Raw genomic sequence first — 15347 nt, forward strand, 5'->3', positions numbered from 1 at the left:
ACCATGAAGCGTATGATGCTTATTGGTCCCAGCCAGTGCGGTAAAACGTCGCTCACTCAATGTTTACGTGGAGAGCAACTTCATTACCAAAAGACACAGGCCATCGTATGGTCCCCTGACACAATTGACACTCCGGGCGAATACCTTGAGAACCGTTGCCTCTACAGCGCGCTGCTGGTAAGTGCCTGTGAAGCGGAAATGATTGCCCTGGTGTTGAACGCTGATGCCCCCTGGTCCCCCTTTTCGCCAGGATTTACAACACCGATGAACAGACCCGTCATTGGCATCGTCACAAAATCCGATCTGGCAAACTCGTCGCGTATTTCCGCCGTGCAAAACTGGTTGACGCAGGCTGGGGCTGAAAAAATCTTTACCACCAGCGCACTGACGAATTCAGGATTCGATGAACTGTTTGATTTTCTTACTCCAAAGGAATCGTCATGTCTCACAACATAATGGCCATTAACGCAGGCAGTTCATCGCTAAAATTCCAGTTATTGGCGATGCCGCAGGGTACCGCTATTTGTCAGGGTTTGATTGAACGTATTGGGATGGCGAATGCGCAGGTTACGATCAAAACGCCAGCACAAAAATGGCAAGAAACATTGCCTCTGGCGGACCATCGCGAAGCCGTGACGTTATTGTTAGAGAAGCTAATTGATTATTGTATTATCAATACATTAAACGATATTACCGGCGTCGGTCATCGCGTTGCGCACGGTGGAGAATCGTTTAAAGATTCAGCGTTAATCACTGATGAAACGCTGGCACAGATAGAGCACCTCGCTGAGCTGGCCCCGCTGCACAATCCGGTCAATGTCATTGGCATTAAAGTATTTCGCCAATTGTTGCCCAATACGCCGTCAGTTGCAGTCTTTGATACGGCTTTTCATCAGACGCTGGATGAACCCGCCTATATCTATCCCCTGCCCTGGCGCTATTACGCAGAGCTAGGCATTCGGCGCTACGGATTCCACGGTACCAGCCATAAATATGTCAGTGCGGCACTGGCGGAAAAACTGGGTGTTCCGCTCAGCGCTCTACGCATTGTGTGTTGTCATCTCGGTAACGGCAGCAGTATTTGTGCCATCAAGGGAGGCAAGTCCGTAAATACATCAATGGGATTTACCCCGCAGTCAGGTGTCATGATGGGTACCCGCAGCGGCGATATCGATCCATCCATTTTGCCGTGGATTGCGCTGCGAGAAGGTAAAACACCGCAACAGCTTAATCATTTATTAAATAACGAGTCAGGCTTACTGGGGATCTCCGGTATTTCCAATGATTACCGTGATGTTGAGCAGGCTGCAGATGCGGGAAATAAGCAGGCAGCACTGGCGCTCACCCTGTTTGCCGAACGTATCCGCGCCACGATTGGCAGTTATATTATGCAGATGGGCGGACTGGATGTACTCATCTTTACCGGAGGGATTGGCGAAAACTCGTCACGCGCCAGGGCGGCAATCTGTCACAACCTGCATTTTCTCGGACTGGCTATTGATAATGATAAAAATCAATGCAACAGGACGTTCATTCAGTCTGACAACGCAATGGTCAAAGTGGCGGTGATTAATACCAATGAAGAACTCATGATCGCACAAGATGTCATGAGGATTGCCTTAACTGAAACATCCGTTTTTTGCGAGTCCGCGTAATAAAGCATCACCACAAGTTGCGGTAAATCAAGGTAATAGCACGATCAGCATGACACTATGCGCCGAGAATTGCTGATCAGAAAGGTGAATACATGGCTGTAGCACACTGTCCGGCGTCATGCGGTGAACTTATTCAGGGCTGGATTCTTGGCAGTGAGAAGCTGGTCTCCTGCCCTGTCGACTGGTACAGCACCGTTGAGGTGAGTTCAGGCTCACCACTTGCGGATGAACGTTCACTTTCACGCGCGATGGTAGAGCGGGTACTCGCGCATTTTAACTACCCTGCTCACTGGAGCCAGGAGATACGGGTGGATGTCCATTCCACCATTCCTGTCGCCAAAGGAATGGCCAGCAGCACGGCAGACATCGCCGCAACGGCGCTTGCCACTGCGCACCATCTTGGCCACACGCTTAATGAACCTACCCTTGCGCAGCTTTGCGTTTCACTCGAACCGACCGACAGCACCGTTTTTCGCCAGCTTACGCTTTTTGATCATAATGACGCTTCAACGCAGATCGCCTGCGAAGCACAACCGCAGCTCGATCTGTTAGTGCTCGAAAGCCCCAAGACTTTGCGCACTTCGGATTATCACCGTATTCCCCGCCTTGATCGTTTACACGCGGGCGCGGCGGCCTTGCAACAGGCCTGGGAAAAAGTGCAAGAAGCGTGCATAACGCAAAACCCGCGACGAATGGGAGAAGCCGCAACCCTGAGCGCCATCGCCAGCCAGATGCTGCTGCCAAAACCCGACTTCAATATCTTGATATCGCTTGTTGAAGAGTGTGATTTATACGGCGTGAATGTGGCGCACAGTGGCAGCGTTGTCGGTTTGATGCTGGATCGGGAGCGTCATGATGTCGATTACATTAAATGGACGCTTGCAGAAAGAAAACTGACAAGCCATTGGCCAGAACAGCATTTACTCAGAATGGTACAGGGTGGGGTTGAACTGCAGTGAGCATCGAACAACGATCCTCACTGCAATAAAACATTATTCTGCTTTTGCGTCAGTGTCTTTCATTTCGCCCATGGCTTTGAGCTTTTTAGAAATGTCGCGACGTTCCTGGGAAATTTCCGCGTTTTTGATGATGTAATCATCTACGCGATCTTCGTAGTCGCTTTTCATGCTGGCGATAATGCCCTGAATAGCTTCAACGCTCATGCCAGGTTTGATGTAGTCGCTCAGGTTATCCAGCAGCAGCACACGCTTCTGGTTGTCACGGATTTTTTTCTCAACGTCCTGGATTTCACGTTGCAGCTTGTTCTTACGGCGAAACAGACGAACAAATTCCAGCACGTCCTGGAAAGAAGGCTTGGTAGTTTCCATTTTTACACCCCTGATAATGTGAGATTCGGATTCGTTTAAGCAACCGCTACAAGTTAGGGTAAACATTACTTTTAGCCGTTGCAGATGACAATGGTTTTATCCCTTTTCCGTATCATACCCTTATTCCTTGCTGAATCGAAGCAGCAGCAGAATCATTCACCTTCTCTGCTCTTTATTTGCGCAGTGCGCGACAAATCAAATGCGAGAGTAGCTCCAGTTGACGCGCGGTTTCCATGCTTAGCCAAACATAGCCATGAATAGGGATTTCAGCCACATTGTCGCTACGTTGCTCATTAATCAGCTGCCGAAGCTCAGCCACAATGTCGTTCAGCTTCTCCGTGTTTGCCAGCACGGGCTGCGGGTTTCCTTCATACAACGCATGCGTAATCGTCAGCAGCGTTTGCTGAATCATTTTTTGCGTTTCGCGCAGCGTATGGGCATTCAGCATCACAAAATGGCTGGAGCGTGTTGCCCAGTGCGCATTAATTTGCAGCTCAAGCATGCAGACAAGATTGCGATTAATCGTTTGAATTGCTTCAAATATCGATTTATGAATATGGCTTTCTTTACTGGCAGGCGTAATTAAGCTGCGCATTTTCACGACATCCCCAAGTAACTGCTGAAAATGTTTATCCAGCCGGGGACGTTCAAGCAAATTAGGAGAAAGCGCCGCCTGATAAAGCCGGTTATAGGACGTGACACACTGCGCCAGTTGGATCCGCCAGTGTAAAAATGCCCGTTGCGGCCAGATACCGGTAAACAACATCGCCAAAAGCGACCCCAGAATCACATCGCCGCCTCGCCATAATGCCGTCTCCATATCGCCTGCCGGCGCCCCTACCACCACGGCCAGGGTGATGCCTATCAACAACGCCTGATACGGCTTTTTGCCTAACGCCAGCCATCCGCAGAGGAACATCGCTACCGCGCACCAGGTAAGCATCAGCGGGAGAGAGACAAGCTCAAGGCGCAGCGCGACCAGCCCTAGCGCCGCCCCCAAAATCGTGCCGCCGATACGTTCAAAGGCCCGGGGCACCACGTTCCCCCAGAAAGAGATCGGCCCCATAATCACCACCAGCGTGATAAGCGGCCAGGTGCCTTCCGGTATATGGAACAGACGAACGAACAGAAACGTGAGGATAAATGCCAGCGCAATGCGAATACCATGCACGACGCGATAATGACGATACAAACGAATTTCAAAGGGGCTCAGCGACTTGTCAGTACGCACTTTCGGCTCCATCTGGAAATCACAAAAAACGCATTGTACCCGCTTTTTCACTGAAAACATCACTGCGACGGACGGATCTTATCCCGGATGAACGATTGTCACGATCGTCCGCGCAGTAACGCCTAAAACAACCGTTTTACACCTTCGGTTGTACCGGGATATGCATTTCAATCTCCCAGTAACCGTCTTCTGCCCCGTTATTCAGATAGAGCTCAAAACACGGTTTTCCGGAGATCTGGTAGCGGCTATCTTGCAGCACGCTATTGAAAAATTGATACCACGGTGTCGCAAAATCGTTATTTTCAACGCGAGTGGCGGCAACAGCATATTGACCGCCCTCGATTTCCGTGAGGATCACGCCTTCGCTGTTTTCAGGTAGCGTGAAAGTATCCGGTACTGAAACAACGGTATCGCAACGCAGTTTCTCTGCCGGAACTTCATCAGGGTTATCGTAATAAACAGCAATCCAATCCAGCGGCGCGATCTGGTTTCCATCGACCCACATCATCAGTTGTTCGAAACCTTGTTTTACCGTTTTTTCCCACGGTCCAACCATGTGAAAACCCGCGATCCGGCGTTTCTCTGCTTGTCTGATCTCGTAATTCATAATGCCTCCGTCATTATACTGTTATTATATACAGTATAATTTACACATAACAGCCACAAGGAAAGAGTGATTATTATGTGAGCAGACTCGCACTCTCGCCAGTCTGCCCGGAATTAAATCCGTTATGCCTTATGGTGAAAATAGTCGCTCAGACGCGAAAAAACGCCGCCTTTGCCAACGGACTCCAGCGTCACCAGCGGCCAGTGCGCGACCAGTTTGTCACGATCGTAGAGTTCAATTTCGCCAACCCGCTGATGCGCGGTAATGGGTGCGACAATCTCTTTTCTATCAAGCACATATTTTGCTTTGATATTAGGAATTTCTGCTTTTGGAAGCGCCAACCAAAAATCCTGCTCAGTGCCTAAGGCTATTTTCTCTTTGTCACCGTACCAAATACGCTCGCTACCGACTTTTTTCCCACTTTTAAGAATTTGCACCGTGTCGAAATTCTGCTGCCCCCAGTGCAGCAGTTTGCGGGCTTGTTCTTCACGGCCTTTCGGGCTTTCAGCCCCCATAACCACAGCGATAAGACGGCGCTGCCCATCCACAGCAGAGGCGATCAGGTTATATCCGGCACCCGATGTGTGTCCGGTTTTAAGACCATCGACGTTTAGCGTTTTATCCCACAGCAGACCGTTGCGGTTTTGCTGGGTGATGCCATTCCAGGTCAGGCTCTTTTCGCTATACATATGATAAAACTCAGGTTCGCCATGAATAATCGCACGCGAAAGTACCGCAAGGTCATATGCAGAACTGTGCTGACCCGGCGCATCCAGACCATGTACCGTTTCAAAATGCGTATCCTGCAAATTTAGCTTTTGCACATAGCGGTTCATCATGGCCACAAACTGCGGCTGTCCCCCGGCAATGTAATCTGCCAGCGCCACGCAAGCATCGTTGCCTGAATCGACGATCAGCCCACGACTTAAATCATGCACCGTAACGCGGTCGCCCTCTTTTAAAAACATCAATGAGGACCCCACAAACACGGGGTTGTCTTTTGCCCAGGCATCACGCCCGACAGTCACAATATCGTCGCGGTTAATGCGATGGCTGTCGATGGCGCGGTCAACCACATACCCGGTCATCAGTTTGGTCAGGCTGGCAGGATTACGCTGCTGATGTTCATTATTGGCGGTAAGAATTTGCCCTGTCGTGTAATCCATTAACACCCACGCCCCTGCATCAATGGCGGGCGGCTGAGGGGCAAAGTCGGGGGTATCCGCTGCAAAGGCAGATGAGAGATTCAACGCAAACAGCGAAGCGGCAATAAACAAACGGGATTTCAACAGCATGTCCTCGGAAGAGAATAATTTGCTGTTCTTTTTACGGAAGTTCTGCTGAACAAACATGAAAAAATTGCAAGAAAATGTGACTTAATGCACATTTTCTTGCATGAATTTACCTCAACGCGCCTGTTTTTCGGGTTACAGCGCGTGGAAAATTATCCCTTACGCGGTGACGTTTCCGCATGATGACTGCGATGGCGGTGATAACCATCTATCATGCTGCGGAAAATTTGCCCAGGTGTATCACCCAGCGTGCAAAGGTAGATGTGTGCACAAATAAACATCAGCCCAATGATGGCTAACGCCATATGCAACACCAGCATGACCGGACCCGCCCCCACGAATTGCGGATACAGACACAGAAATCCGCTGATAATTAACAGAGGCACGAGCGCATACATGATTGCCAGATACGCCAGTTGTTGTAGCGGATTAAATTTGTTCTCCGTCGTGGCGGCATAAGGGTGCGCTTCACCACGCATAATGCCGCACAGGTAAAAACGCGTCTGCCGCAGACACCGTGTAACCAGTCCACTGACGTTCACCTTGTAGTGATGTCCGTTGCCGCCGAAAGCATTTATGAGAATGAAGCCAATCCAACATGCCGCCAGTGCAAATCCGCACACGGTATGGATTTTCACCATTAATGCCACGGGTCCGATGGAGAAATGGCCAAACAGACCACTGAGCAACAGCAGGACAAAGAGCAGCGCATTTCCCCAGTGCCAGCGGCGGATCGCCAGTGAATAGAGGTAGTCACGCTGTTCCTCCCCTGTCGCCGTTTTCGGTGCAAACATGGCGCGCAACAGCGCATGCGCCGCGAGTGCGGCAAGCAGCATCAATACGACTCCCCCCGCGCAGACGAGCCATAAAGGCCAGTAATCCGGCGCGTAGTTCAGTTCCGCTCCCCAGATGGTATTCATATTTTACCCTCCTGATGTATCTCCTTACGTCGGTACAGGCTGACCGCGCCACTACGCTCTTCCTGCTGCCGATACACCTCTTTTTGGCCGATCCAGTGTTGGATCTCCGGTTCATCGAGTCGGCCAAATTTCAGCGCATCCGTCGGACAAACAGAGACGCAGGCAGGTTGTTGTCCCGATGCCAGACGCGTATCGGCACAGAAGTTACATTTGTCGGCAACCCCCGTTTGTGGATGCAGGTAACGAACGTGGAACGGACACGCTGCAACACAATAATCGCAGCCGATACAGCGCGATTTATCGACCTGCACGATGCCGTTTTCATCACGGAATGAAGCACCAGTTGGGCAAACCGTAACGCAGGGAGCCTCTTCGCAATGCTGACATGAGACCCGGATAAAACTAAAATGATTCAGCGTGGCAGATTCAGGTTCAGGCGTTCGGATCTGCACCTGAACGCGGCTAAATCCCTCAGGGACATCATTAAGCACCTTGCAGGCCACCGTGCACGCCTGGCATCCAATGCAGCGTTTCTCGTCATGCAACATGACATATGAATTCGTCGGTTGATTCATGCTTTCCTCCCTCCTCATGCCCGGCTAAGCGTGACGCCAGCGGTATGCACCACTGTGCCAGAAACCGGACTGGTCACATGCGGCAGCAAATTTCCGGAGTGAATACCGTGCGTTGTCGCGGCGGTTTTCGCCCCGGCCTTCGCCCCAAATCCCATGTAAACAAACAGCGTATCGGGTCGAATTCCTGCCGTGACCAGCGCTTTCCCTTTTTCTTTGCCGGTTGCATTTTCCAGCCACACCTCGTCCCCATTGCGAATGCCCTTTTCGCGGGCTGTTTGCGGGTGGATCCAAACGGCGTTATCCCACATCAACTCACTGAGTAACGGGACATACTGCGTCGCGCCGTTGGTGTGTACGGCAACCTTGCCCTGAATAAAATAGAGTTGGTCGTCATTTTTCAATGCGATGTGGCGGGCCTGAGGGACACCATAGCCAGGTAATAAGGCCTCCAGCGCTTCAGAGTACAGCTCGATTTTGCCGGACGGCGATTTGAAACGTAGCTGGTCGCTATAGGTTCCTTCACTGTCTGTCGGCATAGCACCGGGAAAACGCGTGACAAACTGACGAACGGATTCTGGCTCACGCAGCAAAAGCGGCACGCCCCATTCCCGATACCCTTTCTGGCGCAATTCCGCTGACAAACCATGATCGCCATTAAGCTGATATAGCTGGCGAGTCTGCATATCCTGCCAGGGATAGTACTGACCCAGACCTAGCTGCACTGCCAGCTCTTTCCAGATTTGCCAGCTCGGACGCGCCTCGCCGATAGGATCCACGACCTGCTGGCGCAATGCGTAAGCAGGATTCAGCCCGGACATGTCGGAGACTTCTTCATCACGTTCCAGATAAGTGCATTCTGGTAACAGATAGTCTGCGTAAGCCGCGCTTTCACTCAGATAAACATCGCAGCTCACGACCAAATCCAACTGCTCCATGGTTTTCACCAGGTCCGGTCGGCAAGTGACGGTTTGCAATGGATTGTGGCGGGACATAATCCAGCCCTTCACCGGGTAAGGCGTTTGTTTTAGCGTCGCGTCAATCACGCTTTGGACGACACCACCGCCTGCGGCGATAAATTTGAATTGCGGCGCCACTAAATCAATGCGTTGCGCCGTCGGCTTGGGCATGTTTTTGACGTCAGGTTTGGCCAGTACCGGAGCGACCGTTTCGCCAGCCAGTTTGTTATACGTTGCGGCCCCTTTTTTCTGGTACAGCCCGCCCTCGCGCTCAATATTTCCGAGCAGCACGTTCAGGGTAAAAATCATGCGCCGCATGTCGATCTCTTCTTGAGAGAATGTTGCGCGATGACCAGGACTTATCATGGCATGCGGCGCACTGGCAGCGAGCTCTCGCGTGACCCGTACAATAACGTCGGCAGGCACATCGGCATGCTGTTGCGCCCAGGCAGGCGTAGTCTCTTTCACCGCATCCGCTAATTGTGAGAATCCGCTGGTGTAACGCTCAACAAAGGCGGCGTCGTAGAGATTTTCGTTGATCATGACGTGGCACATTGCCATCAACACCGGTAAATCACCGCCTGGACGGATCGCATGCCACTCATCCGCTTTGCTGGAGAAAACGGACAGACGCGGATCGAAGCTGACCATTTTGGCCCCCTTCTCCTGCGCCGTCATCAATTCATGGGTTTCCGCAACTTCAATTCCCTCATACAAATTGTGTCCAAATGAGACCATGTAACGGGTATTTGCGATGTCCATCGCCAGATCCCCACCCATCATCACTTTTGCTGCGATGGATTTTCCGGCAGGACACGTTGAAGCATGTGTGAAGGTATTAGGCGAGCCGAAGGCGGTCGCCAGGTGAAAAAGATGACCAGAAAGCGAACCGGACTTGGAAGAAAATACGACCCCTTCCGGCCCGCATTGCTTTTTAATCTCCGTCATTTTTTCAGCAATTTCTTTATAGGCCTGCTGCCAGCTTATGACCTGCCATTCGCCGCCGCCGCGTGGGCCGGTACGCTTCATGGGTTTTACAATACGATGAGGATCATTGACCAGGCTGACACCGCTGCCGCCCCGGGCACAAACACGCGTTCCCTGCTGAGGCGCGTGAGGATTACCCTGAATAAAAACCGTCTTATTTTTAATGACCTGTGCCTGAATCGGACACCGGTAAGAACACATTTCGCACAGACTTGGCGTCAGGGATGTTTTGCCATTCACCCCCTCTGTCGGATTGCGCGCCAGTGCTCCGGGTGCAAAGCCACCTATCGCGCACGCGGAACAACTCAACCCGACGCCTTGCAAAAAACTACGCCGACTGATGCTCATATAACCTCCTGTTATTAGATATATCCAATAATTATATTGAATATATCCCTTGAATTTATGTTCCTACTCACAATTCATAACAGAGGGTAATAAAATATATAAATAGCTAAAAATTGTTACTTATCAAAAGATTCCAAATACAGCCTAATAATGACAGTTATCGTAAAAATAACCCCGTTAATTGTTGATAATTTATATGTCCCCTAAGTTCACGCTATTAAAACAGAGATAAAAGCCGGTGAAGTCATTTCTGTATTCGCTGGAATTTAATAATAACCCGATTAATTCGCATTCGTGATTCAGGTAACACTCCGGTCTTGCTGATTACCCTGGCGTTTTTTGTTACTCTTACGAGAGCGAAAATTGAAACCGGGTACAACTCCACAATGAATGATGGCAAGCAGCTCCCTACCTTTTTGTTCCACGATTACGAAACATTTGGTACACACCCCGCACTGGACAGACCCGCACAGTTCGCCGCGATTCGCACCGATAGCGATTTTAACGTTATTGGCGAGCCGGAGGTGTTTTACTGTAAGCCTGCCGATGATTACCTCCCGCAGCCGCAGGCCGTGCTGATCACCGGTATCACACCTCAGGAAGCGCGGGAAAAAGGGGAAAACGAAGTCACGTTCGCTCAACGAATTCACGCACTGTTTACCGTGCCGAAGACCTGTATTCTTGGCTACAACAATGTCCGCTTTGATGATGAAGTCACGCGCAATATTCTGTACCGTAACTTTTACGATCCCTACGCCTGGAGCTGGCAACACGATAACTCTCGTTGGGATCTGCTGGATGTGATGCGCGCCTGTTACGCCCTGCGTCCGGAAGGGATCAACTGGCCGGAAAACGATGACGGACTGCCCAGTTTTCGCCTTGAACATTTAACCAAAGCCAACGGGATTGAACACGCTAACGCACACGATGCAATGGCCGATGTTTATGCGACTATCGCGATGGCGCAACTGGTGAAGTCACGCCAGCCGCGTTTGTTTGAGTATCTTTACACCCACCGTAACAAGCATAAGCTGGCCGCGCTGATTGATGTCCCTCAGATGAAGCCGCTGGTCCATGTCTCTGGTATGTTTGGCGCATGGCGCGGCAATACCAGTTGGGTGGCCCCGCTGGCCTGGCACCCGGAAAATCGCAATGCGGTGATCATGGTGGATCTGGCGGGTGATATTTCCCCGTTACTGGAACTTGACAGCAATACCCTGCGCGAGCGGTTGTACACTGCCAAAGCCGATCTGGGCGATAACGCCGCGGTTCCCGTTAAACTGGTGCATATCAATAAGTGCCCGGTACTGGCGCAGGCCAATACGCTGCGACCGGAAGATGCAGACCGGTTGGGCATTAATCGCCAGCAATGTCTCGATAATCTGAAAGTGTTACGCGAAAACCCGCAGGTGCGCGATAAAGTCGTGGCGATCTTTGCAGAAGCAGAGCCATTTACCCCTTCAGATAACGTTGATGCACAGCTCTATAACGGTTTTTTCAGCGATGCGGACCGTGAAGCCATGAAAATCATTCTGGAAACGGACCCACGAAATTTACCCGCGCTTGATATCACTTTTGCCGATAAGCGTATAGAAAAACTGCTGTTTAATTATCGCGCCCGTAATTTCCCCGGCACGCTGGATGAAGCGGAACAACAGCGCTGGCTGGATCACCGCCGTCAGGTTTTCACGCCAGAGTTTTTGCAACGCTATGCGGATGAATTGCAGATGTTGTATCAGCAGTATGCCGACGACAGCGAGAAGCAGGCGTTACTGAAATCACTGTGGCAATACGCTGAAGAGATTGTTTGAGAACCGAATAAGTCCCTACTGACTGAATTTGCAGCATAAAAAAACCGGAGACAGCTCACAGCGCTCCGGTTTTTTATAATGCGCCTGACGAACAGGCGCAGAAAAATTAGTGGTTATGCGACGTCTTCGTACTGCGGCACCGGGTTGCGGAAGCTTTTGGTCACGCATGCCAGATAAATCAGGCCAATCGCGGCCCAGATCAAGCCCAGCACCATGGAGCTCTCTTCCAGGTTAACCCACAGCGCGCCAACGGTCAGCGCACCACACATCGGCAGGAACAGATACTGGAAATGGTCTTTCAGCGTTTTGTTGCGCTTCTCACGGATCCAGAACTGCGAAATTACCGACAGGTTCACAAATGTAAAGGCCACCAGCGCACCGAAGTTGATAAGCGCAGTCGCCATCACCAGGTCAAAGTTGATTGCCAGCAGAGCAATCGCTCCCACCAGGATGATGTTCATCGCTGGAGTACGCCATTTCGGGTGAACGTAACCGAAGAAACTTTTCGGGAACACGCCGTCACGACCCATCACGTACATTAAACGCGCTACGCCTGCATGCGCCGCCATACCAGAAGCCAGTACGGTGATGGTGGAGAAGATCAACGCACCAACCTGGAAGGTTTTACCGGCAACATACAGCATAATTTCTGGCTGAGAGGCATCCGGCTCTTTAAAGCGAGAGATATCCGGGAAGTACAGTTGCAGGAAGTAGGTTGCAAAGATGAAGATCAGACCACCGATAAGCGCGGTCAGGAAGATCGCACGCGGAATAACGCGCTCTGCATCTTTGGTTTCTTCCGACAGGTTGCTGATGCCGTCAAACCCGGTAAAGGAGAAGCACAGAATCGTCGCACCGGTGATCATCGGAATAACGTGTGCATCACCAGACCAGAACGGGCGCGAGCTGGCCAGCGTACCGGCACCTTCGCCTTCAAACACCCCGTACACCACCATGCCCAAAATGACCGCGATCAGCACCACCTGCAACACCACAATAACGGTATTGAAGTTCGCCACGGATTTGAGACTGCGCAGGTTAAAGGCCGTCATAAACGCCACCAGGGCGATAACGAACATCCACGATGGGATCGAAGGCACAAGGGCTTCAAAGTAAATTTTCGCCAGCAGAATGTTGATCATCGGCGCGAACAGGTAGTCGAGCAGAGAAGACCAACCCACCATAAAACCGACGGTAGGGCTAATGGATTTCTGGGCATAGGTATACGCAGAGCCTGCAGAAGGGAAACGGCGTACCAGCTTCCCGTAGCTCAGCGCCGTAAACAGAATAGCGATCAACGCGAAGGCATATGCCGTCGGTACGTGACCGTCTGTGAGGCCTGAAACGATACCAAAAGTATCGAACAGCGTCATCGGCTGCATATAGGCAAGGCCCATCATAACAACCGGAACCAACGTAAGTGTCTTACGTAATTCCACGCGAGAGGTGTTTGGAGTAACGTTATGCGACATGGTCATTCCCCTTTACGGCGAATGCCGTCGCGTAAGCAAAAAATTGCCCCATTTCTATGGATTCCTCAGCGACAACAACTGTCGGTTTTTAGTAAGTATCTATCCGGTACGAAGCCCGGCCTCTTTTATGAATGATTGGTTTGATGCAAAAAAATAACCGACGCGTATGAAAACGTCGGTTAATGTCATTTTTTGCAAGCGGCGTATTTTGCACTAAATTGAGGAGAAATGACAAGAGAATGAGACGGTCGTCCCAATTTAATTTTTCTAATCGATTGATTTATCAACAGCCTCTTTTGCGTAGACACCGGCAATAGCACTATTTGCTAAAATCTCATCTCGCCACCAGGCGCTGGCCAGCCCCGCCGTCTGCTCGTTCCAGCCAATCCATACCGGTTCAAAGAGGATTTGTGCCACCACTTTCTTCTCTACCAATGCGCCACTTTCCAGAAATCGCTGAGCCAGATAACGCGGTAAATAGCCGCATCCCAGCCCACTGATTTGCAGCTCCAGCTTGGTTTTAAAATCAAACACCGTTATCGCCTCCTGGTCTTCAAGCAACTGGGACGAAGACGCTGGATGAGTTACGTCGCCAACCACAATGGCGCGAAATCGTTTAATGATGCGGCGGCTTAACGGTTCTGACTCCTGCACCAAAGGGTGGTGCGGCGCGACGGCAAAAACTTGCTCAAGATATCCCAGCCGCACAAAACCGAAACCGCTTAATGGCGGCGGTTCATGCATCGCCCCCACAATGATATCCGCCCGTCCCTGTGTGAGCGCTTCCCAGGAGCCACCCAGCACGCCATTGATAAATTTAAGGCGGGTAACGCTGTGATGTTGATAGAAAGATTCAATGAGTGGCGCCAGAAGTGAAAAAGGAAATGTGTCATCCACACCGATGACCAGTTCGTTTTCCCACCCTTCGTGAAGTTTGATCGCCTGTTTTTCCAGCTCGCGCACGGTGTGCAGGACTTCCCGGCCTTTTTCCAGCAGCATTTGACCGGTACGGGTGAATTTGGCCCGGTGACCGCTGCGATCCAGTAATTGAATATTGAGATCGCTTTCGAGTTTGTGGACGGTATAGCTGAGAGCAGAAGGCGTCTTAAATAACTTTGCCGACGCCGCCGCGAAACTGCCCTCTTTCTCTAAAGCATCAAGAATGATCAGAACGTCCAGCAGTGGTTTCATGCTCGCCCCCTCAGGGTATATGGCGATCACCTGCTGGCCGTTCGCGTCATTCCATTGGCATCACCAGCGGATCAGGATACTGATACTCAAATCCAAGCTCATTACAAATCCGGCTGCCATCTATAATTTTACCTCTCCCCTTTTCCGGGCCTTCCCGGAATTTCGGCGGTTCCATTCCCAATAAACGGGCCATCTGCGGGTAGAACACATTACGCGCCGGGTGCGAGGGCGCACATATATTATAGATGTGTCCTCCTTTAGGTGCCTGTAACAGAAGGGTGATGACAGCGATCACATCCTCCAGATGCACCAGATTCACCCCCTGCTCGCCATCTGGTGCCATTTTACCGGCAAAAAAACGCCCGGGATGTCTTCCTGGCCCCACCAGACCCGCCAGGCGCAGAATATCTACGGAGGTGCCGGGCAAGTTATGCAGCCAGTCTTCAAGTTCCTTCAGTACACGCCCGCTTGCCGTCACCGGATTACGCGCCATGTTCTCTTTGACCGTCCCCTGCACATCGCCGTAGACCGATGTAGAACTGGTAAAGAGAATACGCGGGATACGATGCGCCAGCGCACTATCAACCAGCTCCTGCATCGCCTGCAGGTAAAAATCCTCACCAGGACCGCTACGACGCGCAGGCAGCGTTACCACCAATGCATCCACATCCATTAAGGCATCAAGGTCATCCGTTTCGCATATCAGTTCCGGTTCCAGGCGCAGCGGATAGCTTTCAATACCGCTCATGCGGGCCGCGTCCACCCCATCCTGAGTGGTCTTACTGCCGATAACCTGCCAGCCTTTCGCGGCCAGAGACATCGCCAGCGGCATGCCTAACCAACCTAAACCGACAATCGCGACCTTTTTCATCCCTTTTCTCCTGAATCTGGCACCATTTATATAAGGCTACGCCAGCATGGTGTGACTGACAATTCATACCACTAATATGAAATGAATTAATGTACAAAAAAAG

At 51.2% G+C, this 15347-nt stretch carries 15 protein-coding genes; 4 read left to right on the forward strand and 11 right to left on the reverse strand.

Features of this window, described 5'->3' with window-relative positions:
• The first annotated feature begins 3 nt into the window (after positions 1-3).
• The 3 genes from pduV to NNO04_RS12450 all read left to right on the forward strand — a co-directional run bounded on the left by pduV (position 4) and on the right by NNO04_RS12450 (position 2614).
• Positions 4-456, forward strand: coding sequence for a propanediol utilization protein PduV (gene pduV, locus NNO04_RS12440; protein ID WP_271444911.1), 453 nt, complete (start codon positions 4-6; stop codon positions 454-456).
• Positions 441-1655, forward strand: coding sequence for an acetate/propionate family kinase (locus tag NNO04_RS12445; RefSeq protein ID WP_271444912.1), 1215 nt, complete (start codon positions 441-443; stop codon positions 1653-1655). The genes pduV and NNO04_RS12445 overlap by 16 nt, the downstream gene beginning before the upstream one ends.
• A gap of 92 nt (positions 1656-1747) precedes the next feature.
• A complete protein-coding gene (locus NNO04_RS12450; protein WP_271444913.1) occupies positions 1748-2614 on the forward strand; it encodes an L-threonine kinase in 867 nt (288 codons plus the stop codon).
• 33 nt (positions 2615-2647) lie between these two features.
• Here the strand turns inward: NNO04_RS12450 and NNO04_RS12455 are convergent, their stop codons facing one another.
• The 7 genes from NNO04_RS12455 to phsA all read right to left on the reverse strand — a co-directional run bounded on the left by NNO04_RS12455 (position 2648) and on the right by phsA (position 9899).
• On the reverse strand, positions 2648-2983 hold the full coding sequence (locus NNO04_RS12455) for a DUF496 family protein (RefSeq protein WP_271444914.1): 336 nt from the start codon (positions 2981-2983) through the stop codon (positions 2648-2650).
• A 172-nt stretch (positions 2984-3155) separates the two neighbouring features.
• Positions 3156-4214, reverse strand: a complete 1059-nt coding sequence (locus NNO04_RS12460) for an FUSC family protein (protein WP_271444915.1) — start codon at positions 4212-4214, stop codon at positions 3156-3158.
• 136 nt (positions 4215-4350) lie between these two features.
• The gene (sbmC, locus tag NNO04_RS12465; protein ID WP_271444916.1) at positions 4351-4821 is read right to left on the reverse strand and encodes a DNA gyrase inhibitor SbmC; all 471 of its coding nucleotides are present in this window, start codon (positions 4819-4821) and stop codon (positions 4351-4353) included.
• Positions 4822-4943: 122 nt separating this feature from the next.
• Positions 4944-6116, reverse strand: coding sequence for a serine-type D-Ala-D-Ala carboxypeptidase DacD (dacD, locus tag NNO04_RS12470; RefSeq protein WP_271444917.1), 1173 nt, complete (start codon positions 6114-6116; stop codon positions 4944-4946).
• A gap of 149 nt (positions 6117-6265) precedes the next feature.
• Positions 6266-7033 carry a thiosulfate reductase cytochrome B subunit gene (phsC, locus tag NNO04_RS12475; protein WP_271444918.1) on the reverse strand — a complete coding sequence of 256 codons (768 nt, stop codon included), beginning with the start codon at positions 7031-7033 and terminating at the stop codon, positions 6266-6268.
• Entirely contained in the window at positions 7030-7608 is a 579-nt protein-coding gene (gene phsB, locus NNO04_RS12480; protein WP_271444919.1) for a thiosulfate reductase electron transport protein PhsB, read from the reverse strand. Before phsB ends, phsC begins: the two co-directional genes overlap by 4 nt.
• Positions 7609-7622: 14 nt before the next feature.
• On the reverse strand, positions 7623-9899 hold the full coding sequence (gene phsA, locus NNO04_RS12485) for a thiosulfate reductase PhsA (RefSeq protein WP_271444920.1): 2277 nt from the start codon (positions 9897-9899) through the stop codon (positions 7623-7625).
• Between the two features lie 386 nt (positions 9900-10285).
• On the opposite strand from phsA, the gene sbcB reads away from it, so the two are divergent.
• Entirely contained in the window at positions 10286-11710 is a 1425-nt protein-coding gene (gene sbcB, locus NNO04_RS12490; protein WP_271444921.1) for an exodeoxyribonuclease I, read from the forward strand.
• Between the two features lie 113 nt (positions 11711-11823).
• On the opposite strand, the gene plaP is transcribed toward sbcB, so the two are convergent.
• The 4 genes from plaP to NNO04_RS12510 form a co-directional block, all read right to left on the reverse strand.
• The gene (gene plaP / locus NNO04_RS12495) at positions 11824-13182 is read right to left on the reverse strand and encodes a putrescine/proton symporter PlaP (RefSeq protein WP_192612700.1); all 1359 of its coding nucleotides are present in this window, start codon (positions 13180-13182) and stop codon (positions 11824-11826) included.
• Positions 13172-13234, reverse strand: coding sequence for a membrane protein YoeI (gene yoeI, locus NNO04_RS12500; RefSeq protein ID WP_099433339.1), 63 nt, complete (start codon positions 13232-13234; stop codon positions 13172-13174). The genes plaP and yoeI overlap by 11 nt, the downstream gene beginning before the upstream one ends.
• A gap of 215 nt (positions 13235-13449) precedes the next feature.
• Entirely contained in the window at positions 13450-14373 is a 924-nt protein-coding gene (locus NNO04_RS12505) for a LysR substrate-binding domain-containing protein (RefSeq protein WP_271444922.1), read from the reverse strand.
• Between the two features lie 46 nt (positions 14374-14419).
• Positions 14420-15244, reverse strand: coding sequence for an SDR family oxidoreductase (locus NNO04_RS12510; protein ID WP_271444923.1), 825 nt, complete (start codon positions 15242-15244; stop codon positions 14420-14422).
• Positions 15245-15347: the final 103 nt, after the last annotated feature.

This window comes from Citrobacter sp. Awk 4 (genome assembly GCF_028069725.1).
In the GTDB taxonomy this organism is placed as follows: domain Bacteria; phylum Pseudomonadota; class Gammaproteobacteria; order Enterobacterales; family Enterobacteriaceae; genus Citrobacter_D.

Excerpts from the sequence above, each read along its gene's own strand:
- pduV (WP_271444911.1), top strand. The coding sequence starts at position 4 with ATGAAGCGTATGATGCTTATTGGTCCCAGCCAGTGCGGTAAAACGTCG.
- NNO04_RS12445 (WP_271444912.1), top strand. The coding sequence starts at position 441 with ATGTCTCACAACATAATGGCCATTAACGCAGGCAGTTCATCGCTAAAA.
- NNO04_RS12450 (WP_271444913.1), top strand. The coding sequence starts at position 1,748 with ATGGCTGTAGCACACTGTCCGGCGTCATGCGGTGAACTTATTCAGGGC.
- NNO04_RS12455 (WP_271444914.1), bottom strand. The coding sequence starts at position 2,983 with ATGGAAACTACCAAGCCTTCTTTCCAGGACGTGCTGGAATTTGTTCGT.
- sbmC (WP_271444916.1), bottom strand. The coding sequence starts at position 4,821 with ATGAATTACGAGATCAGACAAGCAGAGAAACGCCGGATCGCGGGTTTT.
- dacD (WP_271444917.1), bottom strand. The coding sequence starts at position 6,116 with ATGCTGTTGAAATCCCGTTTGTTTATTGCCGCTTCGCTGTTTGCGTTG.
- phsC (WP_271444918.1), bottom strand. The coding sequence starts at position 7,033 with ATGAATACCATCTGGGGAGCGGAACTGAACTACGCGCCGGATTACTGG.
- phsB (WP_271444919.1), bottom strand. The coding sequence starts at position 7,608 with ATGAATCAACCGACGAATTCATATGTCATGTTGCATGACGAGAAACGC.
- phsA (WP_271444920.1), bottom strand. The coding sequence starts at position 9,899 with ATGAGCATCAGTCGGCGTAGTTTTTTGCAAGGCGTCGGGTTGAGTTGT.
- sbcB (WP_271444921.1), top strand. The coding sequence starts at position 10,286 with ATGAATGATGGCAAGCAGCTCCCTACCTTTTTGTTCCACGATTACGAA.
- plaP (WP_192612700.1), bottom strand. The coding sequence starts at position 13,182 with ATGTCGCATAACGTTACTCCAAACACCTCTCGCGTGGAATTACGTAAG.
- NNO04_RS12505 (WP_271444922.1), bottom strand. The coding sequence starts at position 14,373 with ATGAAACCACTGCTGGACGTTCTGATCATTCTTGATGCTTTAGAGAAA.
- NNO04_RS12510 (WP_271444923.1), bottom strand. The coding sequence starts at position 15,244 with ATGAAAAAGGTCGCGATTGTCGGTTTAGGTTGGTTAGGCATGCCGCTG.